The organism is Salinispora pacifica DSM 45544, assembly GCF_000378845.1.
Taxonomy (GTDB): Bacteria; Actinomycetota; Actinomycetes; order Mycobacteriales; family Micromonosporaceae; genus Micromonospora; species Micromonospora pacifica.
Genome location: NZ_KB905359.1, coordinates 4,286,092 through 4,305,088 on the forward strand (window position 1 = coordinate 4,286,092; position 18,997 = coordinate 4,305,088).

The following is an 18,997-nucleotide window of genomic DNA, read 5'->3' on the forward strand; positions in this document are numbered from 1 at the left end:
GTATGGCCTTGGTCACCGGTGGCCCGGTGCGGGCGTGGGGTGGCAGCCCGGCGCACCGGTTCTACAGCGTCGTGGTGTTTGTGCTGCTCGCTTCTTTGGACAATGTGGCGATCGGCCTGGTGCCTCCGCTGTATGGTTCGATCGCCGACGCGCTCGATGTGTCCCGGCGTCTACTCGGCCTGGTCACCGCGGCCAACTTTCTGGTCAGCGCGGTGGCGGCGGTGGGTTGGGCCTACGTCGGGGACCGCACCAACCGTAAGCCGCTGCTCATGGTCGGCACGCTGATCTGGGCGTTCGGCACCGGTGGCAGTGCGGTGGCGGGCAGCTATCCGACGTTTCTGGCCGCCCAGGTGGTCGGTGCGGTGGGGCTCGGCGCCGTGGGGTCGGTTGGCTTCTCGGTGGTCACCGACTTGATCTCACCCCGCCGGCGGGGTCTGGTGATGAGCTTCTGGGGGCTGTCCCAGGGGGTCGGCACGCTGGCCGGCACCCTGGTGGGCGGCCTGCTCGGGGCGGCGGACTGGCGACGTCCGTTCCTGGTGCTCACCGTGGTGGGGCTCGGTGCCACCGCGGCCTACCTGTTCACCTTCGACATCCAGCGTGGTCAGAGCGAACCGGAGTTGGCCGACCGGTTGGCCGGTGGCGCCGAGTACGACCACCGGATCAGCCGGGCCGACCTGCCGCGGATTCTGGGCCGCCCGACGAATCGCTGGCTGATCCTGCAGGGGCTCACCGCGCAGGCCGCGTTCGGCTCGCTGGTCTGGCTGCCGGTGCTCTTCGCCGAACGGGCCGAGGCGCAGGGCTACTCGGCCGCGACGGCGGTCGTGGTCGGCAGCGTCTTCGCCACCCTGTTCCAGCTCGGTGGGGTCTTCTCCATCGTCGGCGGACTGGTCGGCGACGCGCTGCAACGCCGTACCCCGTCCGGCCGGGCGATGGTCGCCGCGGTCGGGATCCTCGCGGCGTTGCCGTTCTATCTGGTGCTCTTCTTCGTGCCGATTCGGATTGATGTGCCCGACGGGGCCGGCTCGGGCACCATCGTCCGGGCGGTGCTGGCGAGTGTGCTGACCGAGCCGACGGTCGGGCTGAGTCTGCTCACGGCGTTGCTGGCGCTTGCCCTGACCTCGGCCAATTCACCGAACTGGTTCGCCCTGATCGCGGACGTCAACCCGCCGGAGCATCGCGGCACTGTGTACAGTCTCGGCAACCTGGTCAACGGGGTCGGCCGGGCGACCGGGAACGGACTGGTCGGGGTGGTGTTCCATGGGCTGCGGGCGGCCTTCCCGCCGCCGTTGAACTACGCGGTCGGGCTCGCCGCGTTCCAGCTGTTCTTCGTGCCGACCGGGATCATGTACTGGCTCGCCGCCCGCAGTTCCCCACGGGACATCGCTGCGGTGCGACTACTGCTCCGGGCCCGTGCCAGGCGGATGTAGTACGGGGCGTGGTCATCCCTTGACGCTGCCGGCGAGGAGCCCGCGGACGAAGTAGCGCTGCAACGACAGGAAGACGAGCAGCGGTACGACGATGGCGACGAACGCGCCGGAGGTGAGGCGTTGCCACTCGTTGCCCCGGGTGCCGGCGAGCTCGGCGAGGCGGACGGTGAGCGGTGCGGTTTCGTCCCCGCCGCCCGCGAAGATCAACGCGACCAGCAGGTCGTTCCAGACCCAGAGGAACTGGAAGATGCCGTACGCGGCGAGCGCTGGGGTGATCAGCGGCAGCACGATCGTACGGAAGATCTTCGGGTGGGTGGCACCGTCGACCCGGGCTGCTTCCATCAGGTCCCGGGGCAGCTGGGACACGAAGTTGTGCAGCAGAAAGACACCCAGGGGCAGCGCGAAGCAGGTGTGGGCGAACCAGACCTGGATGAACCGCTGTTCGTCGTCGAGGTTCCAGGCGGGCAGGAGGTCGATGCCGCCGATACCGACGCCCTGGGAGAAGAAGCTGAGCAGTGGGACCAGGGCCATCTGGAGCGGGACGATCTGCAACGCGAAGATTCCGATATAGATCCAGTCCCGCCCCCGGAAGTTGATCCATGCCAGCGCGTACGCGGCCAGCGCCGCGAAGGCCAACGGGAACAACACCGACGGCAGCGTGATGACGATCGAGTTGAGGAAGTAGCTGGCCAGCTGGCCGGCCGACGAGGAGCGGCCGAAGAGTACCTGCTCGTAGTTCTCCAGTGTCAGCTGTGGATCAGCGAAGAACGTCCACCAGCCGGTCGTCTTGATCTGGTCCTCGGGTCGGAAGGACGAGATGAGGAGCCCGAAGGTCGGGATGGTCCAGACAATCGCGATCACGATTGAGGCAGCGGTGGCCCAGCGGGTGTTGAGCCGCCGGCGGACGCGGCCGGCGATGGTCGCCGGTGCGTCGGTTCCGGCCCGTGTCGGGGTGGTGGTCACGAGGTCATACCTCCCGCTGCCGGCGCAGGCTGCGTACCTGGTAGATGACGATGGGGATGACCAGGATGAACAGGACGACAGCGAGGGCCGAGCCCTGGCCGGTCTGCCCGTACCGGAACGCCTGGTTGTACATCTCGGTCGCGATCACGTTGGTGTCGAAGTTGCCGTTCGTCATCGTGCGGACGATGTCGAAGAGTTTCAGCGTGGCGATCGAGATGGTCACCACCACCACGACCAGGGCGGGCCGGATACCCGGCAGGGTGATCCGCCAGAACTGCTGCCAGGCGTTCACGCCATCGAGGCGAGCAGCCTCGATCATGTCGGTGGGGATGGCCTTGATGGCGGCCGAGAGCACCACCATGGCGAAACCGGCCTGGATCCAGATCATCACCACGATCAGCAGCAGGGTGTTCAGCGGCGGGTTCGCCAACCACTGTTGGGGCTCGCCGCCGAGCCACACCCAGATCTGGTTCAACAGGCCGATCTGGTCTGCCTCCGCGGGCCGGAACGCGTAGATGAACTTCCAGATGATGCCGGCGCCGACGAACGAGATCGCCATCGGCAAGAAGATCAGGGACTTGGCCAGGGCCTCGAGGCGGGCGCGGTCAACGAGCACTGCGTAGATCAGGCCGACCGAGGTGGCGAGCAGCGGCACCAGGAGTACCCAGAGCGCGGTGTTTCGCAGGATGTCGACGATCTCGGGCCGGTCGACCATCCAGCCGTAGTTGCGCAGCCCGACCCACTGCGTGCTGTCGCCGTTCTTGAGCGACAGCACGAGGGTGCGGATCGCGGGGATGACCAGCCCGACGCCGAGCATCAGGACCGTGGGTAGCAGAAAGAAGAGGGCGAACAGGCCCTCGCGGGAGCGGCGTCGGCCCGGCCCGAGCGGCGTCCCGGCGGGGACGGTCGCGGCGAGCCGGGCCTGCCGACGGCGGGCGAGCCGGGTGGGGACGACGTCGAGTAGCAGCAGCAGGCCACCGACCACCACCACGAAGGCGACCACCCCATACAGCAACATGGCGAGTTTCGGCGCCTCGTCGGCGAAGTCGAAGTTCATCCACCCTCCGGGGGGTGCGTGGGCTGCCGGTGGCCCGGCCCCGCGGCCGGGCCACCGGGGCGGTTGATCAGCTGGGCCAGGAACTCTCGATGGCGGCCAGGGCCGCCGCGGTGTCCTTGCCGCTGATCCAGGACACCATCTCCTTCCAGAACGTTCCGGCGCCGACGGCGGCGGGCATCAGGTCGGAACCGTCGAAGCGGAAGACCGTCCGCTCGTCCTGAAGGAGCTCGACCGAGAGCCGGTCGATCGGGTTGGTCACGTTCGCGAGGTCGAGCTTCGTGTTCGCCGATACCCAGTTGCCCAGCTTGGCCCGGCTGTTGGCGTACTCACCGGAGGCGAGGTACGTCTGCACCGCCTGGACCTCCGGGCGGTCGTCGAAGGCGACGGTGAACTCGCCGCCCCCCAACACCGGGTTGCCCTTCGCCGGGTCGATGGGCGGGAAGTAGAACGCGAAGATGTCGCCGTCCTCGGCGACCTCGCTCTCCTCGGGCCACTGATTGGCGTAGAACGACGCCTGTCGGTGCAGGGCGCACTCGCCCTGGAGGATCGGCAGTCCGGCCTCCTGGAACGAGGTGGTGGCGATGCTCTTCACTCCGCCGTAGCCGCCGTTGACGTACGTGTCGTTTCGCAGGATGGTGCCGGCGCGATCGACGGCGTCCACGACGCGCTGGTCGTTGAAGGGAATGGCGTGGGTGGTCCACTGGTCGTAGACCTCGGGGGTCTGCGTCCGCAGCAGCACGTCCTCGATCCAGTCGGTGGCTGGCCAACCGGTGGCGTCACCGGACTCGATGCCGACGCACCACGGCGTGATGCCGTCGGCAGCGGCCCGGTCACTGAGTTTGATCAGATCGTCCCAGCTGGTCGGCACCGACCAGCCCTGCTCCTGGAACATCTTCGGGGAGTACCAGACGAATGACTTGACGTTCGAGCCCAGCGGAGCACCGTAGAACTCGCCGTTGACGGTGCTGTACTGCAGCCAGTCGGCGGCGTAGTTCTCCTCGGCCATCGCCTTGGTCTCGGCCGATGCCGGCTTGAGCTTGCCGGCCTGCGCGAAGCGGTTCAGCAGGCCCGGCTGTGGGATGAAGGCGATGTCTGGCGCGTTGCCGCCGTCCACCCGGACCTGGAGCTGTGCCTCGAACTCGCCGCTGCCCTCGTAGTCGATCTCAATGCCGGTGCAGTCGGCGAACTGCTCCCAGGACTGCTCGAGCAGGTCCGCCTCGGCATCACGGATAGATGCGTAGATGGAGACCTCGGTGTCGCTGTTGCCCTGGTACTGCTCGTATACCGCGCATTCTGGGGAATCGGCCCTGCCGCTGTCGCCGTCGTCGCTACCGCAGGCGGTGGCGCCGACGGCCAGGCTGAGTACGCCAGCTAATACGAAGGCTTTGCGTGGTCTGACGAAGACCGCCATGCCGTCCTCCTTCCTGGCCGGCGCGGGTCGGTACGACAGACCTGGCGCCGGTCCGATGGGCGTGCTCCACACAAAAGCGTTTGCGGCTGGTGTGGTCTACCCCGAAGACGACACGAGCGGGTAACGATCTGAAAACGTCGATGCGATGGCCGGGTCGGTCAGGCGTTGAGCCGCCAGATGGCCAGGTTGAGCAGGGCGGCGTAGGAGACCCAGACCCAGTACGGCAGCAGCAGAATCGCGGCGACCCGGGAGATCCGGGAGGAGAGCAGGACGGTCCCGCCGATCGCCGACCACAAGAGAATAATGTCGGCGAACGCCAGCCCGTACTGACCGGCTCCGAAGAAGAGCGGGCTCCACACCGCGTTGAGCGCCAGCTGGGTGCTCCACGCCCAGAGCGCGGAACCGAAGCCACCGCGCCGCCAGAGCAGCCAGCCGGAGACCGCGATCATCGCGTAGAGCACCGTCCAGACCGGGCCGAACACTCCCGCCGGGGGCGCCCAGGCAGGCTGCTCCAGGCCGGCGTAGTCGGTGCTGCTGTCGCGGACCGCCAGTCCGCCGATCGCGGCAGCGCAGCAGACGGCCGCGCCGAAACCAAGTGGGGCCCACCACCGGCGTCGATCACCGGCCGCCTCGGACCTACCCGCGCTCTGGTGCACCCGGGAGTGCTTTCGCTCCACCGTCAGCTGATGACGTTGACCCCACCCGGTCCGACCAGCAGGCCACCGACGATGAGGACGACTCCCCACAGGATCCGCTGTCGGAACAGGGCGAGAATCCCGGCCACCACCAGGACGACCGAGATCAGCCAGAGAATCAGCTCCACGCCGGCCTAGTACCCAGGCTGCCCATCCGGGAAACCTCGCCCGGTTCGAGGTGCTCACCCAGGTGGAAGACGCTGTACGCCTGTTTGATCACCGGGTGTGCCACGTTCCGCACCCGTACTCCTCCGGGTGTGGTGCCGCGTTCGGTCCCGTGGTGAGCATGTCCGTGTAGGGCGAGTGCGGTGGGGGCGGAGTCGATCGCCTGGCCCAGCTGGTAGCAGCCGAGGAAGGCATAGATCTCCGGCGGCTCGCCGGCCAGCGTGTCGGGCACCGGGGCGTAGTGGGTCAGGGCCACCAGCAGGTCGCAGTCGAGGGAGTGTAGGGCGGCCCCGAGCGCGTCCGCGCTGTCGGTGCTGGCCTTCACGAACGCCTTCATCTCCGGTTCGCCGAAGTCCGCGGCGCACCGCCCGGCGAAGCCACCACCGAACCCCTTCGCCCCGGCGACGCCGAGCCGGCTGCCGCCGCAGTCCAACACCGTCCCGTTCCCCTCCAGCACGGTGATGCCAGCGGCCTCAAGCACCTCCACCACCTGCGGTACCTCGTTGCACTGGTAGTCGTGGTTGCCGAGTACGGCCACCACCGGCACCCCCAGGCCACCGAACTCGCGTGCCACACACCGCGCCTCCGCCTCGGTGCCGTGGCGGGTCAGATCACCGGCGAGCAGCAGCACATCGGCGTAATTCGGCATCTCCTCTAGAGCCGGCCGGAAGCGGCCAACCACGTCCTCGTCCAGATGCACGTCGCCCACGGCGGCGATTCGGATCACCATCGGGTCTCCCTCAGGGCAGTTGTTCGATCTCCGTGGGCGGGTGCGCGCGGATCACCCCGATGTCGCTGGTGACCGCCAGCTCCGGAAAGTGCTCGGCGACCCGCCGGAGAATCTCGTCCCGGCGCTGCACGCTCTCCACCTCGCCGTGCAACACCAGGCCGAGTTCCCGGCGGACCACGGTGATGCCCTGCTCGGCCACGTCGGGGTCCTCGGCGAGGAGCCGGTGAATCTCGGCTGCGACGTACTCGTCGGTCGCCCGTCGCGTGGCAACGTCGTGGTGTTCGGTCACGGTGTCTCCCTTCGTTCCGGGGTGCCGGCGTACGCCACCACCTCGAGTCGGTCCAGCAGCACCAGGAACGCCTCGGCGTACGGCGAGTGGCGTGTGTCCCGGCATACCCGTTCCCAGTCGATCTGCTCGCGCAGGGAGCGAGCCAGGGGCAGGCCCCGGGTGAAGTCGCAGTAGTGCTGCGAGAAGCTGAGCAGTTTGTGCACCATCAGCTGGGTCGCCGAGAGCACCGGCATGTGGATCGCGTCCACCGGCCGGATGATGGTCTCGACGAAGGTGCTGTCCGTCACCGGTGTTTCGATGGGTCGGTGGATCAGGTCCACCGCGCGGTCGTCGTCAAAGACCTTGACCAGCCAGTCCTCGGGCGGGCGCTCGGCGAGGAAGCCGGCCGCGACCAGGGCGCCCAGGGCCTGGTCAACGTCTGCCTCCCGGATCAGGAAGTCGACGTCGTGTTCGCTGGAGTGGCCGCCGTGCGCGTAGACCGCGAAGCTGCCGCCGAGCGCGAAGGGGATGTCTTCCTGCTTGAGCACGGCGGCTACCTTTTTCAGCGTGTGCACCAGGGTCTCGGCCCCGCGCTCGGCCATCTGGCTCTCCGTTCCTGGTGGTCGGGAGGAGGTGTCAGGTCGGTACCCGGCATCGTGGTCTGCCACACCTGGCGCAGCGCGCGGGAAAGCGTCACCTGCCGCCAAAGGTGGTGGATAGGTCGAAAGAGCGGGAGCATGGGTCGGATAGCGTGTGCAGGGTGGCCGATTCCAAGGTGGCGCGACGCGGCAGGGCCCGATTGCGGCGCGGCAGGGCCCGACTGCGTGCCGTCGCCCTGATCGGCATCGACGGTTCGGGTAAGACGACGCAGGCCCACCGGCTGGCCGCGGGACTGACCGCGATCGGGCTTCCCGCCACCTATCATCGCAACGCCGGTGGTCGGCGTTTCCTCGGCCGGGTGGCGCGGCGGCTGGGTCGGCGGGACGCGCAGCGGCTCCTCGGGCGGGCTGGCCTCCTGGCCGCAGAGTCCGTTCTGCGTTGGCTTGCCATCGCCGCCGCCCTGCTGGGGCGCCGGCTGACCGGCCGGGTCGCGGTGATGGACCGCTACTCCGCCTGCCAGTACGCGAGCATCCGGGCGCACGGCGGTCACCGGTGGGAGCGGCTGGCCCGGCTCGGCTACCGCGTCTTCCCCCGACCGCAGGTGACGTTTCTGCTGGTTGTTGACCCCGTCGAGGCGTACCGGCGGATCGAGCGGCGCGGCACTGACCACGAGAGCATGCGATACCTGGTCGCGGCGGATCGCGCGTACCGGAGTCTGCCAGAGCACCCCACCTTCGTGCTGGTGGATGCGGACCGTCCGGCGGACGAAGTGACCCGGCAGATCAGGGAGCACCTGCACAGTTGGTTGGGCGCGGCGCCGGAGCCGGCTCGGGTTCCGGTGCCGCGGTGATCGGCACGAGTGGTGGGGTGGCCGCCGGCTGGCCCCGGCCCGGCCGGGAACCCGCCCGCGGATTGTTCACCCGGGCGTGGGGTATCACCACGGGTGTGGATGAACCGACCGGGCCGCCGTGGCAGATCCGGGCGTGACCAGGATCGCAGCTCGGTGGTGACCCGGGTCGCTGTGCCCTTGGTCGGGGTGGTGTTGCCTCATACCTGGACCTGGCCTGGACCTGGCCTGGCCGGCGGCCGTCGATCCAGCTATCGGACGTCGTGCTCGGCTCAGGGCCGCCAGCTGAGGTGCTGACAGCAAATATGGACCCTGCTCTCAGCTAATTATCAGGCATTCGTGACACGTTCGACTCACGGAATGGAATCCCTGACGCGTCTCAACTGTTGTGCAGGTGTCAGCGCCGACGAGCAGCAGCGGAAGGTACGGGGAGGGAGCTGGCGGACGTGGGGATGGCAAGGAACCGGGCAACCGGCGCGAGCGAGGGGACCGTGAGCAACGTGGACAAGAATATCGGCATGCGGACCGACGAGGTCGCCGAGGAGCGCGACCTGGTCGGCGTCTACCTTCACGAGATTTCCCGGACGCCGTTGCTGGACGCCGCCACGGAGGTCGATCTCTCCAAGGCGATCGAGGCCGGCCTCTACGCCGAGCATCTGCTCGACGAGGACCGCGTCCCGGCCGGCGTCGAGAAGACCGAACTCCAACGACTGGTCACTGACGGGGCGCGGGCCAAGGACCTGTTCATCCGGGCCAACCTGCGACTGGTCGTGTCGATCGCCCGACGGTATGTCCGCTCCGGGATGCCGATGTTGGACCTGATCCAGGAGGGCAACACCGGCCTGGTCCGGGCGGTGGAGAAGTTCGACTACGAGCGTGGCTTCAAGTTCTCCACCTACGCGACCTGGTGGATCCGTCAGGCGATCAGCCGGGCGATCGCCCAGCAGGAGCGCACGGTACGGCTGCCGGTGCACCTGGTGGAAGATGTCAACCGGATGCGGAACATGGCCCGGCAACTCACCCGTGAGCTCGGTAGCGACCCGGAGCCGGAGCAGATCGCGACGGCGCTCGGCGTCACCGTCGAGCGGGTCAACGAGCTGGTTCGCTGGTCGCAGGACACCGTGTCGTTGGATACGCCGGTCGGTGACGACGGCGACACCAACCTCGGTGACCTGGTCGCCGACACCGACGCGCCGTCACCGGAGGAGATCGTCCTCACTGGCTTGGAGCGGCAGCGCATCGAGGGCCTCCTCAGTCACCTGGACGACCGGTCGGCGGGCATCATGCGCGCCCGCTACGGCCTCGAGGACGGTCGGGAGCACTCGCTGACCGAGGTGGCCTCCCGGTTTTCGCTCTCGCGGGAGCGGATCCGGCAGTTGGAGATTCAGGCGCTCGGCCGGCTGCGCGAGCTGGCCCGCGCCGAAGGGCTACAGACAGCAGCCTGAGCGGTACCGGGCCGGCGTCCGTCGGGGCGCCGGCCCGACCCTACTCATGCGGGTGCTGGTCAGCGGACCCGGCCGTACCCCACGATCGGCATGATGTTCATGTCGCGCTTGAGTACATTGCGCCCCGCGGTGGGGGCGTCGATAATCTGACCACTGCCCACGTAGAGGGCGACATGCCCGAGCCCACGGTAGAAGACCAGGTCGCCGGGGCGCAGGTCGTGGCGTTTGAGGTGCGCCACCACCTTCCACTGCCGGCGGGTGCTGTGCGGCAGCGACTTCCCGGCCGCTCGCCACGCCGCCGAGGTCAGGCCGGAGCAGTCGTACCCGGCGCCGTCGTCCCCGCCCCACCGGTAGGGCTTGCCCAGCGCCCCGTACGCGTACCGCACCGCCACCCCGGCCGCGCCGGAGACCGGTGGTGCCGCTCGGACCTGGTCCGGGTCGGCTCCGGCGGGTTCGGTTGCCCGGCCGTACGCCTGCCGGCGCAGCTCGTACAGGTCGGCCAGGTCGCGCTCGATCCGCTCGCGGGTGCTGGCCAGCCCTCGGGCCTGCGCTGTCACCTTCGCCACGGTTTCCTCCAGCCGGGTCCGCTGCGCGAGGAGCTGACGCTGGTCGTCGGTGAAGGTGGTGATGCGCTGCTGCCGCTCCTGGGCGAGTCGGTCGACGGTGGTGAACCGGTTGACCAGGGTCGTGGCGTCGTCTGGGCGTAGTAATGCGGTGGCGGTGCCGAGCTCACCGGTCTTGTACGCGGCCACCGCCAGCTGGTGGACCTCGGCCCGGCCCCGCGCGACCTGTTGCTCCAGCGGGCCCAGCCGGGCAGTCAACCGGGCCAGGGTGGCTTTGGTTGTCTTGAGGTCTTCGGCGAGGGTGTTGTGTGCCTCCACGACCTGCTCCAGCTCGGTGGAGGCTTTCTCGATCCGCCGGGTCAGCTCGGCGGGGGAGGGCTCGGCCTGGGCGGGCGCGACCGGTGCGACCAGCGTGGCCGAGATCGCCGCGACGGCGAGGGCGGGAAGTCGTTTCCGGACGGACGGCAAGTGCGACGGCTCCTTCTCCCACCAGCCACCGGGTAGGGGCGGAGGCCCCAGCGGCGCCGGACCCGTGCCCTCCGGACGGACGGCGTCGAGCGGGCCGACCCGGACAAGGTAACCCGGGGCAGGAGTGAACCGCAGGGGAAGTTGAGGCGATTGTTGCCAGACGGAAGTACGTGAACCTCTATCGGACGGGGGTGTTGGCAACCGGCTCCGGAATCGCGGCCTGCGCGGTCACCCACCTGCTCACCCGCCGCTCAGCGAAGAAGGAGACGAACGGAACGGTTCCCGCCAACATCACCAGGATCATGCGGGACAACGGCCAGCCCGCTCGCCGGGACAGGTCGAAGGCGGCCACCAGATAGACCATGTAGAGGAAGCCGTGGGCCTGGCCCACCGTCTCCACCACGAGCGGGTAGTCGAAGCCGTATTTGAGCGGCATTCCGATCACCATGAGCAGGATCAGCACCACGCCGACGATCCAGGCGATCACGCGGTACCGGGTCAGGGCTGCGCCCACCGTCGTCCGTCCTTCCGACCCGGCCTAGCCGGGGTAGTCGCCGGGTCGAGCACCCGGATTGTCGGTCAACCACCGCAGGTAGCGGTTGTAGGCGGTGAGCTCCGGATCGTCACTGTCCGGCACGGTGGCCGCGGTACGGCTGGCCCGTACCGGCCGGCGCACCGCCAGCCGGGTCGGCTCGGCGGTCGTGGACGGCTCGGTGGTCTCCGCCGCTGGCCCCGGCGCCTCGGGCCCGCGGAGTTCCTGGCGGACCTCCCGCCACCAGACGAAGACGACGAAGCCGGCGAAAACCGGCCATTCAACGGCGTATCCCCAGCTGATCGGATTGCCGCCGGCCGCACGGCTGAGCTGCCACCAGCCGAGCCCGAGGAAGCCCACGACGAGCACGACCAGGGCCACGTGGCGCACGATCCACGCCGGGGTCCAGAGCCGCTTCATGGCCTCGAGGGTACCGGGGGCGCGGGCGCGTTCCGACAGCCGTGTCCTCGCGGCGGGCTGGTTTGCCGGCACCCTCGGGTGGGCATCCGGCCAGACGCCAGCCCAGAACAGTGAAGGGGGCGATGATGACCGGATCCGTGCGGCGGGATGAGTACCCGAGCCCGGAGCAGCGGATGCCCGAATGGGACGGGGACCACCTGCACGACCGGGCCTCCGGCACCGCGGACTCCGACGGCGAGGTGCTCGGCGTCGACCCTGCCGAACTCGGCGATGCCGACCTGATCCGTGAGTTGCACAGCCTGCACCGAACGCGGCTGGACACCCTGCGGCACGCCGCCGACGCGGCGCTCGCCACCCACCTGCGGCGGACCGCCGAGCTCGAGACCGAGTATCTCGCCCGGCGTCCGGGGCGGGAGGTCGACCCGAGCCGACTACGGGAGTCGTGATGGCGTCAGCCGAGCGGGGTATCTCGGCCCCCCCGGAGGTCGTGTTCAACACGGCGATCGACCCGAACCGGATGTCGGCGTGGCTCCCCGAGCCGCTTCGCGCCGACGGCCGACCGGCCACTGACATCCGTCCGACGGAGCTTACGGCCCGCTGGCGGGCCACCGGGGACTGGACCGCCGAGATCCGGGTTGACCCGGCCGACGCCGGTGGGGCGTGGATCCGGCTCGACCTGACCGGTGGCACCGCCGAGCGGCTGGTGGACGAGGCGTTGGAAGACCTCGCCCAAGCGGTGGCCGACAACCTGCAGGCGGGCTGAGCCGGGGGCAACCGTCGAGCCGTTCGGCTCGGCGACCAGACCGAGGAAGCGGTGACCGAGTTGAAGGCGAAGGTGACCCGTCTGCGTCGGGCCTACGCGCCACACGAGTACCGGCCGCTCGGCGGCTATCTGGTGGCCATGGGAGCCTACGCTGGGGTGACGTCCGCGATCGCCGGGCTGGTGAAGGCCACTCGACGGCCGCTGCCGGAGCGGCCCGCGACGGCCGACGTGGTCCTGCTGGCCATCGCGACCTACAAGCTCAGCCGGCTGCTCACCAAAGAGGCCGTGACCAGTCCGCTGCGGGCCCCGTTCACCCGCTACGCCCGCCCGATCGGCAGCGGCGAGGTGATGGAGGAGGTGCGCGACTCGGGCAGCTCCACCCGACACGCTGTCGGTGAGCTGCTCAGTTGCCCGTTCTGCCTGGCCGTCTGGGTAGCTACCGGGCTCACCGGAGGACTGGTGCTGACGCCGCGGCTGACCCGGCTCGTCGCCACCGCTCTCACCGCTATGACGGCGTCGGACTTCCTCCAGTTGGCGCACGCGATGGCGCAGCAGGCGGCCGAGCGGAGCTAGGGTCAGTCAGCCGGCTGACCTCCGTCGCACGATCGCGGCGGTCCGGGCAACCGGACCGCCGCGATCGTGCGACCTCTCGGCCTGCGCCGAGCGGAGCAGGCGCTCAGCTCTCCTCGCCCGACCAACCTCGGGGAGACTCCTCCTCCCGCTCGTCGGCGTCCGCGCCGGTGATGATGTCTCGATCAACCGCCGTGACATCGTGCTCCCGGGCGAAGTCCGGCTCCGGCAGGGTGTCCCGGCCCTCCGGCGGCTGGCCGAGAGCCGCGAGCTGTTCCTGCTGCTCCGAATGCCGCCGGGCGGGCTGGGACATGTCACTCTCCTTCGCGTCGGATCACCGGGCTGCACACCCGTCGCCGGGCATCGCCGGACCGGCGGCCCGGCTCGTCGGCCGCGGCCCAGTCAGGTGGCCGACCCGCCCAGCAGGTCGGCCGCCTCGTCTACCGAGTACTCGCCCTCGGGCAGTCCGCAGATGCGGGTGAGCAGCTCCGCCGGCATCTGTGCGGCGACCGCCCGCCGGTAGATGTCGCCCTGGCTGATCCGTTCCTGGCCCCGGTAGAGATCCTCGAGGAGGTCGTCGAGACGGCGCAGGTCCGACTCGGTCTCGGGCACCGCGGTTACGGGTGGGTTGTCGGTCACGGCGCCCAACTACCCGGGGCCGTAACCGGTAAACCACCCGCCCGGAGATCAGACCGGGGTGACGGCCGGAGCCCGCCGCCGGGTGCGTACGGCGGCCGCCAGGTCGGCCAGGACCTGCTCCGTGGTGTCCCAGCCGATGCAGGCATCGGTGATCGACTGTCCGTACGTCAGCTCACGGGTCGGGTCCAGGTCCTGCCGACCCGCGACCAGGAAGCTCTCCAGCATGACGCCGACGATGCCGTGCTGGCCGCCGGCGAGCTGGGCGGCCACGTCGGCGGCGACGAGCGGTTGGTTTCGGTGGTCCTTGCCGCTGTTGGCGTGGCTGGCGTCGATGACCAGCCGTTCGGGAAGCCCGGCGGCGCGCAGCAGCGCCAGCGCGTCGTTCACCGACTCGGCGTCGTAGTTCGGCTGGTTGCCGCCGCCGCGGAGCACCAGGTGGCCGTCGGTGTTACCGCGGGTATGCATGATCGCCGGGGTGCCGGAGGCGTCGATGCCGGGGAAGACGTGCGGCACGCCGGCCGCCCGGATGGCGTCCACCGCGGTGGAGATGCTGCCGTCGGGACGGTTCTTCATTCCGATCGGCATCGACAGGCCGGAGGCGAGCTGGCGGTGCACCTGACTCTCCACCGTCCGGGCGCCGATCGCGCCCCAGGCCACCGTGTCGGCGATGTACTGCGGGGTGATCGGGTCGAGGAACTCGCAGCCGACCGGAAGGCCCAGGCGCAGCACGTCGATCAGGAGCGCCCGGGCTCGGCGCAGGCCGGTGTTCACATCACCGGAGCCGTCCAGGCCGGGGTCGTTGATAAGCCCCTTCCAGCCGACGGTCGAGCGCGGCTTCTCGAAGTAGACCCGCATCACCACGAGCAGGTCGTCGGCGAGTCGATCGGCGAGCTCGCGGAGTCGGTGCGCGTAGGCGAGGGCGGCGACCGGGTCATGTACCGAACAGGGGCCGACCACTACCAGGAGGCGGTCGTCGGTGCGGTCCAACACCCGGCCGACGGCCCGTCTGCCAGTCAGCACGGCCGAGGTGAGCGGACTGTCCAGGGGGAGTTCGTGGTGTAGCAGGGCCGGGGTGGTCAGCGGCACCACGCGGTCGATCCGCTGGTCGCTGATCCGGTTCGTCTCGGAGGTGGTCACGGTGGGCATCCCTTCGCCGGACCGTGCCCGGGGCCGGTGCCCGGGAGAGCCGGCTGCTCGTACGCAAAAAGGCAGGAGCGGAAGCTCCTGCCTTGCCGGCTCGTGCGGGTGACTTCAGCTCACGATGAGGTCACCGGCGGGAGCCGGCTGCCTAAACCATCGATACGAGCATGTCACGTCAGCGAGTCTACCTGACTCGACGGAAACGGCCACCCGCCCGTCCAGAAATACTCATTTGATTTTTACCAGCTTCGATGGAGATTTCGATAGGTTTGTGGTGCCAACGACCGACCACTCCCCCTCCCGGAGGTTTTCGATGGATCGTCGTACTCTGCTCCGCGCTGGCGTCGCCGGTGGCGCCGCGGCCTTCTCCGGCAGCCTCTGGGCTGGCGCCGCGCTGGCCGACCCCGCCCAGCCCGGGGAGAGCCCCTACGGGCCCCTGCAGTCGGCCGACGCCCTGGGTATCCAGCTGCCCGTGGGATTCACCAGTCGGATCGTGGCCCGCTCCCGGCAGGCCGTCCCCGGTACCGCCCACACCTGGCACGACGCGCCCGACGGCGGCGCCTGCTTCGCCGCCGGTGCCGGCTGGATCTACGTCTCCAACTCGGAGATCACCCCGGGTGGGGGCGCGTCGGCGATCCGGTTCGACGCCGACGGCAGTGTCGCCTCGGCCTACCAGATCCTGTCGGGCACCCGGCAGAACTGCGCGGGTGGGGCGACGCCGTGGGAGACCTGGCTCTCCTGCGAGGAGGTCAGCCGGGGCTACGTCTACGAGACCGATCCGACCGGTGGCGCGGACGCCCTACGGCGGGACGCGATGGGTCGGTTCAAGCACGAGGCCGCCGCCTGCGATCCAACTCGACAGGTGATCTACCTCACCGAGGACGAGCGCGACGGCTGCCTCTACCGGTTTCGGCCGACGACCTGGGGTGACCTCTCGGCCGGGACCCTGGAGGTGCTGGTGGCTGGCACCGCCACCAGCGGCCCGGTGTCCTGGGCCCCGGTGCCCGACCCGGACGGCTGGCCGAGGTACACCCGAAACCAGGTCTCCGGGGCGAAGCGATTCAACGGCGGCGAGGGCTGTTGGTACGCCGACGGGACCTGTTGGTTCACCACGAAGGGGGACAACCGGGTTTGGGCGTACGACGCGGTCAACGAGCGGATCGACCTCGCGTACGACGACTCGTTGGTCTCCGGTACCGCCCCGCTGACCGGGGTGGACAACATCACCGGTAGCGCCGGCGGTGACCTCTACGTCGCCGAGGACGGCGGGAACATGGAGATCAACATCATCACCCCGGACGAGGTCGTCGCCCCGTTCCTGCGGATCACCGGTCAGTCCCGGTCGGAGATCTGCGGTCCAGCGTTCTCGCCCGACGGCACCCGGTTCTACTTCTCGTCCCAGCGCGGCACCTCCGGATGGTCCTCCGGCGGCATCACCTACGAGGTACGTGGCCCGTTCCGCTGAGCGAGCGGCGGGGCCCGCGGCTGAGCCAGCGTTGGGCCCCGTCCCGCAGCACACCGTCGGCGCTGGGCCCCGTTTCGTGGCGCGCGCCCTCCCCGCGTCGGGCCCGTCCCGCGGCGCACCGCCCCCGCGCCTCGGAGATCGGATAGCGTCCTCCCATGCCCGACAGCGGTTTTCCCTGGCCCATCGAGACGACCCGACTGGATAACGGCCTGCGCGTGGTGGTGAGTGAGGACCGCACCGCCCCAGCCGTGGCCGTGAACCTCTGGTACGACATCGGCTCCCGGCACGAACCGGAGGGGCAGACCGGCTTCGCCCACCTCTTCGAGCACCTGATGTTCGAGGGCTCGACAAACGTGGCGAAGACCGAACACATGAAGCTGGTCCAGGGATGTGGTGGGTCCCTCAACGCCACCACCAACCCGGACCGCACCAACTACTTCGAGACGGTCCCCGCCGAGCACCTTGAGCTGACGCTCTGGCTCGAGGCCGACCGGATGGGCGGGTTGGTGCCGGCGTTGACCCAGGAGACGCTGGACAACCAGCGGGACGTGGTCAAGAACGAGCGACGGCAGCGCTACGAGAACGTCCCGTACGGCGACGCCTGGCTGCGGCTGCTGCCGCTGCTCTACCCACCCGGCCACCCGTACCACCACGCGACGATTGGCTCGATGGCCGACCTGAACGCCGCCGACCTCCCCACCTTCCAGGCGTTCCACGCCGCGTACTACGCGCCGAACAACGCTGTTCTGACGGTTGTCGGCGACACCTCCGCCGACGAGGTGTTCGCCCTGGCCGAGAAGTACTTCGGCGCGATCCCACCCCGAGCGGAGATCCCTGCCGCGCCGGACGGCCAGCACGTTTCCGGCGCCGGCGTGGCGACGACGGAGACGGTCGTCACCGAGGTACCCGCGCCCCGGGTGTACGTCGCGCACCGTACCCACCCGTTCGGCACCGCCGGCTACGACGTGACCAGCGTGCTCGCCACCGTCCTCGGCAGCGGGCGGGGCAGCCGGCTCTACCAACGGCTTGTCGACGGGGAGCGGATCGCGCAGCCGGACCTGGTCGGGGCGTACGGGGTGGACCTGGCATACGCGCCGGCGCCGTTGATCGTCACCGCCACCGCCCGCCCCGGGGTGGCGGCGAAGCGGTTGGCCGCCGGGTTGGGCGAGGTGGTTGACGAGTTGGCCACCGTGCCGGTTACCGCCGCGGAGCTGGACCGGGCCAAGGCGCTGCTCAGCACCGCCTGGTGGCGGCAGATGTCAACGGTGGAGGGCCGAGCCGACACCCTCGGCCGGTACGCGACACAGTTCGGTGACCCGCGCCGGGCAGCCGAGCGGCTGCCGGCGTGGCTGGCGGTGACCGCCGACCAGATCGCGGCGGTGGCCGCCGAGGTGCTCGCCCCCGCCGACCGGGTGACCCTGACCTACCTGCCCGAGGAGAACTCATGACGCTGATCAGCACCCGGCCCGGTCCGGGGGCCGCCCGACCGTACCGGTTTCCGCAGGTCGTTCGCCGTGGTGTCGCGGGTGGGCAACTGGTCGCCGCGCACCTGCCGGGGCAGTCGCTGGCGGTGGCGCTGTTGCTGCTCGATGCGGGCGCCGGCCGCGAGCCACAGGGGCGGGAGGGGCTGGGCGCGGTGCTCGCCAAGGCCCTGGAAGAGGGGACAGCGCAGCGGGACGCGACGGCGTACGCGCTGGCCATCGAGGCGCTCGGTACCGAGCTGGTGGCCGGCCTGGACTGGGACTCCTTCCAGGTGAGCGTGCAGGTGCCGGTGGATCGGCTGCCCGCCGCCGTGGAGCTGTTGGCGGAGGCGGTGCGCACGCCGCGGCTGGAGCCGGACGATGTTCGGCGGGTACGCGACGACGAGGCGACCGCGCAGCGCATGGATTGGGCGAATCCGGGCCCGCGGGCCGATGCGGCGCTGCGGGCCGACCTGTTCGGCGCCGAGAACCGCTGGGGCCGGCCGCTGTACGGCGATCCGGAGACGGTCGCCGCGCTGGAGGTCGAGGACGTCCGGATCTTTCACTCGGAGTGGTTCCTCCGGCCGGGCACCTTGATCGTCGTCGGGGACCTGGAGCGTCTCGACCTGGACGCGCTCGCGGCGACGGCGTTCGCCGGCGCCGGTGGTGGTGCGGCGGACCGGGGCGGCCCGGTCGAGGTCACCCCGCGCCAGGGACGAAAGATCATCTTGGTGGACCGGCCGGGTTCGGTGCAGTCGACGCTGCGGCTCGGGCATCCGTCGCCGCACCGCGCGCACCCCGACCATGTGCCGATGCGGCTCGCCGGCACCGTTCTCGGCGGCGCCTTCACCTCCCGGCTCAACCATCTGATCCGTGAGGTGCGGGGCTACACGTACGGGATCCGGGGTGACTTCGTGTCGTCGCGTCGGTTCGGGCGGTTCGCGGTCAGCTCCGGCGTGCAGACCGCGGTGACCGCGCCCGCGTTGGTCGAGGCGGTCGGCGAGATCACCCGTACCCAGCAGACCGGGGTGACCGAAGCGGAGCTGGCGGTGGCCCGCTCCTGGCTGGCCGGCCAGCTCTCGGTCGAGCTGCAGACCCCGCGGGCGATCGCCACGGCGCTGACCACGCTGGTCGTCCACGACCTACCTGACGACTACCATGCCCGGCTGCGTGCGGCGCTGCTCGCCGCCGAGGTCGATGAGGTCTCGGCGGCCGCCGCCGCGCACCTGCACCCGGAGGAGTTGACCCTGGTGGTCGAGGGGGACGCCGCCCTGATCCGGGCCGAGTTGGCGGCGACCGACCTGGGGGAGGTCATCACCAGCACGCGCTGACCGCCCACCGCCCGGATCGCCAGGTCCGGGCGGTGGGA

23 protein-coding genes are annotated in these 18,997 nt (G+C 70.0%); 9 read left to right on the forward strand and 14 right to left on the reverse strand.

From position 1 onward, the window contains the following. The first annotated feature begins 2 nt into the window (after positions 1-2). Positions 3-1,427 (forward strand): MFS transporter, encoded by a 1,425-nt coding sequence (locus tag SALPAC3_RS0119665; RefSeq protein WP_026185738.1) that lies wholly within the window; start codon positions 3-5, stop codon positions 1,425-1,427. A 12-nt stretch (positions 1,428-1,439) separates the two neighbouring features. On the opposite strand, the gene SALPAC3_RS0119670 is transcribed toward SALPAC3_RS0119665, so the two are convergent. The 8 genes from SALPAC3_RS0119670 to SALPAC3_RS0119705 form a co-directional block, all read right to left on the reverse strand. Next, positions 1,440-2,390 carry a carbohydrate ABC transporter permease gene (locus tag SALPAC3_RS0119670; protein WP_018222895.1) on the reverse strand — a complete coding sequence of 317 codons (951 nt, stop codon included), beginning with the start codon at positions 2,388-2,390 and terminating at the stop codon, positions 1,440-1,442. A 4-nt stretch (positions 2,391-2,394) separates the two neighbouring features. Continuing rightward, on the reverse strand, positions 2,395-3,447 hold the full coding sequence (locus tag SALPAC3_RS0119675; RefSeq protein ID WP_018222896.1) for a carbohydrate ABC transporter permease: 1,053 nt from the start codon (positions 3,445-3,447) through the stop codon (positions 2,395-2,397). Positions 3,448-3,514: 67 nt separating this feature from the next. After that, positions 3,515-4,858, reverse strand: coding sequence for an ABC transporter substrate-binding protein (locus SALPAC3_RS0119680; protein ID WP_018222897.1), 1,344 nt, complete (start codon positions 4,856-4,858; stop codon positions 3,515-3,517). Positions 4,859-5,016: 158 nt separating this feature from the next. Next, positions 5,017-5,535 (reverse strand): TspO/MBR family protein, encoded by a 519-nt coding sequence (locus SALPAC3_RS0119685; RefSeq protein WP_018222898.1) that lies wholly within the window; start codon positions 5,533-5,535, stop codon positions 5,017-5,019. Positions 5,536-5,537: 2 nt separating this feature from the next. Then, positions 5,538-5,681, reverse strand: coding sequence for a GPGG-motif small membrane protein (locus tag SALPAC3_RS28435; protein WP_018222899.1), 144 nt, complete (start codon positions 5,679-5,681; stop codon positions 5,538-5,540). Next, entirely contained in the window at positions 5,672-6,448 is a 777-nt protein-coding gene (locus tag SALPAC3_RS0119695) for a metallophosphoesterase family protein (protein WP_018222900.1), read from the reverse strand. Before SALPAC3_RS0119695 ends, SALPAC3_RS28435 begins: the two co-directional genes overlap by 10 nt. A gap of 10 nt (positions 6,449-6,458) precedes the next feature. Beyond that, the gene (locus SALPAC3_RS0119700) at positions 6,459-6,737 is read right to left on the reverse strand and encodes a hypothetical protein (RefSeq protein ID WP_018222901.1); all 279 of its coding nucleotides are present in this window, start codon (positions 6,735-6,737) and stop codon (positions 6,459-6,461) included. Next, positions 6,734-7,318 carry a nucleotidyltransferase family protein gene (locus SALPAC3_RS0119705; protein ID WP_018222902.1) on the reverse strand — a complete coding sequence of 195 codons (585 nt, stop codon included), beginning with the start codon at positions 7,316-7,318 and terminating at the stop codon, positions 6,734-6,736. The genes SALPAC3_RS0119700 and SALPAC3_RS0119705 overlap by 4 nt, the downstream gene beginning before the upstream one ends. A 158-nt stretch (positions 7,319-7,476) precedes the next feature. On the opposite strand from SALPAC3_RS0119705, the gene SALPAC3_RS0119710 reads away from it, so the two are divergent. Together SALPAC3_RS0119710 and SALPAC3_RS0119720 are read left to right on the forward strand one after the other, a co-directional pair. Further along, positions 7,477-8,166 carry a dTMP kinase gene (locus SALPAC3_RS0119710; RefSeq protein ID WP_196230347.1) on the forward strand — a complete coding sequence of 230 codons (690 nt, stop codon included), beginning with the start codon at positions 7,477-7,479 and terminating at the stop codon, positions 8,164-8,166. Positions 8,167-8,615: 449 nt separating this feature from the next. Beyond that, positions 8,616-9,608 carry a sigma-70 family RNA polymerase sigma factor gene (locus SALPAC3_RS0119720; RefSeq protein WP_026185740.1) on the forward strand — a complete coding sequence of 331 codons (993 nt, stop codon included), beginning with the start codon at positions 8,616-8,618 and terminating at the stop codon, positions 9,606-9,608. A gap of 59 nt (positions 9,609-9,667) precedes the next feature. On the opposite strand, the gene SALPAC3_RS0119725 is transcribed toward SALPAC3_RS0119720, so the two are convergent. The 3 genes from SALPAC3_RS0119725 to SALPAC3_RS0119735 form a co-directional block, all read right to left on the reverse strand. Continuing rightward, positions 9,668-10,639: a C40 family peptidase gene (locus tag SALPAC3_RS0119725; protein ID WP_018222906.1), complete on the reverse strand. Its 972-nt coding sequence runs from the start codon at positions 10,637-10,639 to the stop codon at positions 9,668-9,670. Positions 10,640-10,817: 178 nt separating this feature from the next. After that, the gene (locus SALPAC3_RS0119730) at positions 10,818-11,153 is read right to left on the reverse strand and encodes a DUF3817 domain-containing protein (protein WP_018222907.1); all 336 of its coding nucleotides are present in this window, start codon (positions 11,151-11,153) and stop codon (positions 10,818-10,820) included. 24 nt (positions 11,154-11,177) lie between these two features. Beyond that, the gene (locus SALPAC3_RS0119735) at positions 11,178-11,591 is read right to left on the reverse strand and encodes a hypothetical protein (protein WP_018222908.1); all 414 of its coding nucleotides are present in this window, start codon (positions 11,589-11,591) and stop codon (positions 11,178-11,180) included. Between the two features lie 122 nt (positions 11,592-11,713). On the opposite strand from SALPAC3_RS0119735, the gene SALPAC3_RS0119740 reads away from it, so the two are divergent. The 3 genes from SALPAC3_RS0119740 to SALPAC3_RS0119750 are packed head-to-tail and all read left to right on the forward strand — an operon-like array spanning position 11,714 to position 12,927. Next, positions 11,714-12,037: a DUF6158 family protein gene (locus tag SALPAC3_RS0119740; RefSeq protein WP_018222909.1), complete on the forward strand. Its 324-nt coding sequence runs from the start codon at positions 11,714-11,716 to the stop codon at positions 12,035-12,037. Beyond that, positions 12,037-12,354, forward strand: coding sequence for an SRPBCC family protein (locus tag SALPAC3_RS0119745; RefSeq protein ID WP_018222910.1), 318 nt, complete (start codon positions 12,037-12,039; stop codon positions 12,352-12,354). Before SALPAC3_RS0119740 ends, SALPAC3_RS0119745 begins: the two co-directional genes overlap by 1 nt. Before the next feature lie 51 nt (positions 12,355-12,405). Continuing rightward, entirely contained in the window at positions 12,406-12,927 is a 522-nt protein-coding gene (locus SALPAC3_RS0119750; RefSeq protein ID WP_018222911.1) for a DUF1360 domain-containing protein, read from the forward strand. Between the two features lie 103 nt (positions 12,928-13,030). Here the strand turns inward: SALPAC3_RS0119750 and SALPAC3_RS0119755 are convergent, their stop codons facing one another. The 3 genes from SALPAC3_RS0119755 to SALPAC3_RS0119765 all read right to left on the reverse strand — a co-directional run bounded on the left by SALPAC3_RS0119755 (position 13,031) and on the right by SALPAC3_RS0119765 (position 14,709). Continuing rightward, a complete protein-coding gene (locus SALPAC3_RS0119755; RefSeq protein WP_018222912.1) occupies positions 13,031-13,237 on the reverse strand; it encodes a hypothetical protein in 207 nt (68 codons plus the stop codon). 89 nt (positions 13,238-13,326) lie between these two features. Continuing rightward, on the reverse strand, positions 13,327-13,572 hold the full coding sequence (locus SALPAC3_RS0119760; RefSeq protein WP_196230348.1) for a hypothetical protein: 246 nt from the start codon (positions 13,570-13,572) through the stop codon (positions 13,327-13,329). Positions 13,573-13,611: 39 nt separating this feature from the next. Continuing rightward, positions 13,612-14,709 carry a 3-deoxy-7-phosphoheptulonate synthase gene (locus SALPAC3_RS0119765; protein WP_018222914.1) on the reverse strand — a complete coding sequence of 366 codons (1,098 nt, stop codon included), beginning with the start codon at positions 14,707-14,709 and terminating at the stop codon, positions 13,612-13,614. Positions 14,710-15,016: 307 nt separating this feature from the next. Here SALPAC3_RS0119765 and SALPAC3_RS0119770 point away from each other — a divergent pair, with 307 nt between their 5' ends. The 3 genes from SALPAC3_RS0119770 to SALPAC3_RS0119780 all read left to right on the forward strand — a co-directional run bounded on the left by SALPAC3_RS0119770 (position 15,017) and on the right by SALPAC3_RS0119780 (position 18,959). Further along, positions 15,017-16,168 (forward strand): alkaline phosphatase PhoX, encoded by a 1,152-nt coding sequence (locus SALPAC3_RS0119770; protein ID WP_018222915.1) that lies wholly within the window; start codon positions 15,017-15,019, stop codon positions 16,166-16,168. Between the two features lie 155 nt (positions 16,169-16,323). Beyond that, the gene (locus SALPAC3_RS0119775) at positions 16,324-17,616 is read left to right on the forward strand and encodes a M16 family metallopeptidase (protein WP_018222916.1); all 1,293 of its coding nucleotides are present in this window, start codon (positions 16,324-16,326) and stop codon (positions 17,614-17,616) included. Further along, positions 17,613-18,959 (forward strand): M16 family metallopeptidase, encoded by a 1,347-nt coding sequence (locus SALPAC3_RS0119780; RefSeq protein WP_018222917.1) that lies wholly within the window; start codon positions 17,613-17,615, stop codon positions 18,957-18,959. The genes SALPAC3_RS0119775 and SALPAC3_RS0119780 overlap by 4 nt, the downstream gene beginning before the upstream one ends. Positions 18,960-18,997: the final 38 nt, after the last annotated feature.

Coding starts and splice junctions, on each gene's coding strand:
- SALPAC3_RS0119765 (WP_018222914.1), bottom strand. CDS start 14,709: ATGCCCACCGTGACCACCTCCGAGACGAACCGGATCAGCGACCAGCGG.
- SALPAC3_RS0119735 (WP_018222908.1), bottom strand. CDS start 11,591: ATGAAGCGGCTCTGGACCCCGGCGTGGATCGTGCGCCACGTGGCCCTG.
- SALPAC3_RS0119755 (WP_018222912.1), bottom strand. CDS start 13,237: ATGTCCCAGCCCGCCCGGCGGCATTCGGAGCAGCAGGAACAGCTCGCG.
- SALPAC3_RS0119680 (WP_018222897.1), bottom strand. CDS start 4,858: ATGGCGGTCTTCGTCAGACCACGCAAAGCCTTCGTATTAGCTGGCGTA.
- SALPAC3_RS0119770 (WP_018222915.1), top strand. CDS start 15,017: ATGGATCGTCGTACTCTGCTCCGCGCTGGCGTCGCCGGTGGCGCCGCG.
- SALPAC3_RS0119720 (WP_026185740.1), top strand. CDS start 8,616: ATGGCAAGGAACCGGGCAACCGGCGCGAGCGAGGGGACCGTGAGCAAC.
- SALPAC3_RS0119740 (WP_018222909.1), top strand. CDS start 11,714: ATGATGACCGGATCCGTGCGGCGGGATGAGTACCCGAGCCCGGAGCAG.
- SALPAC3_RS0119775 (WP_018222916.1), top strand. CDS start 16,324: ATGCCCGACAGCGGTTTTCCCTGGCCCATCGAGACGACCCGACTGGAT.
- SALPAC3_RS0119695 (WP_018222900.1), bottom strand. CDS start 6,448: ATGGTGATCCGAATCGCCGCCGTGGGCGACGTGCATCTGGACGAGGAC.
- SALPAC3_RS0119665 (WP_026185738.1), top strand. CDS start 3: ATGGCCTTGGTCACCGGTGGCCCGGTGCGGGCGTGGGGTGGCAGCCCG.
- SALPAC3_RS0119745 (WP_018222910.1), top strand. CDS start 12,037: ATGGCGTCAGCCGAGCGGGGTATCTCGGCCCCCCCGGAGGTCGTGTTC.
- SALPAC3_RS0119780 (WP_018222917.1), top strand. CDS start 17,613: ATGACGCTGATCAGCACCCGGCCCGGTCCGGGGGCCGCCCGACCGTAC.
- SALPAC3_RS0119675 (WP_018222896.1), bottom strand. CDS start 3,447: ATGAACTTCGACTTCGCCGACGAGGCGCCGAAACTCGCCATGTTGCTG.
- SALPAC3_RS0119705 (WP_018222902.1), bottom strand. CDS start 7,318: ATGGCCGAGCGCGGGGCCGAGACCCTGGTGCACACGCTGAAAAAGGTA.